The organism is Dyella sp. SYSU CM1112 (genome assembly GCF_058216415.1).
Window position 1 is genome coordinate 1 of the sequence record NZ_JBZEGI010000042.1, and the last position, 1,196, is coordinate 1,196.

Sequence of the window (1,196 nt, forward strand, 5' to 3'; positions counted from 1 at the left end):
CGTCCTTCATCGTCAAGATCCAATGTGCACCGAGCGGGGTGTTGTCCAGCAGGAACTGGATGGTCGAGCCGTAAAACGCGGAATTGGTACCGGTGTGCGCCCACACCGAACCTGCCAGCGGCCAGCTGTCGTTGCCGCTGATCTGGTTGTAGGCAATGCCTTCGCCACACGGCAGCACCAACGACATGGTGGTGGTGATATCGCTGCCGGCACTCCACAAGTGAATACCGAAGTTGGCATTGCCACCGATGCCGAAGACATGCGAATTGGGGTCGGCCGAGGTGTAGGCGCGCGTGAGCATCAGCGGCATCACATCGTGGATGGCGAAGTCATTCCACTGGTGGAAGAGAATGCCGGTCTGCAGATCGATCGGTTGTCCTTTGCTGCAGTTGTTGGCCTTCTGCGCGGTGGGTGGATTGGCGCTGCTTTGCGAGGCCCCTGCCCCCAACGCCCAGGCCAGGGTCACGCCGGGATCGGGCGCCAGATGCTTGCGATCGGCGGTGACATGGCCCGAGCCGTACATCTGCCAGCCTTCCTTGACGCTGTACACCCAGAAATCGGCCGGTGTATGGGCCTGGGCGTTGCCGTAATTGGGGTACACCACGCGGATGCCGCGCGCCGCTTCGGGGGTCAGCCCTTGCAGCACGGCATCGCCCGGCTGGATGGTGAAGTACATCGGGAAGTTGTCGGGCAACGGAAACGGCGCGTGATCCACTGGCGTAGGCACCAGCGCGATGTGCGTGAGCACATGGCCGTTGCGATCCTTGAACACGGCACCGGCGGGAATGTGCAGTTCCAGGCCCGGCATGTCTGGATGTTCCAGCACCACTTCGCGCGTGGTCGGCGTGGGCAAGGTGATTTCATCGCGCGGCAGGATGCGCGGCAGGTACATCACGAAGGGCATGTGCGTGATGGCCTTGGCCTTGACGTCGGCCCCGACCACGAAGCGGCCGTACTTCACCGCCCCATGGCTGGCCGAGGCGCCGTCCACGAGCAAGGCGTCGCGACCGGCCGGGATGTGGGTCAGCACGAATACGCCCTGCGCATCGGTATGCACGGTGGTATCGCCGATGCTCACGTCCACATGGGCGACCGGAGTTTCGTCAATCTGGCGCACCTGACCGATCAAGGCGGTGGTGCCTTTTGGCAACGCGGCTTCGAGCGCATGCGTATCGGGCAGGTGTTGGTACGGGGCG

At 63.5% G+C, this 1,196-nt stretch carries 1 protein-coding gene; it reads right to left on the reverse strand.

The genetic code is table 11. The features are described 5' to 3' along the window. The coding region (locus AC4HNJ_RS21515) for a DUF6531 domain-containing protein (protein ID WP_490481665.1) at positions 1-1,196 on the reverse strand (1,196 nt) is incomplete at both ends.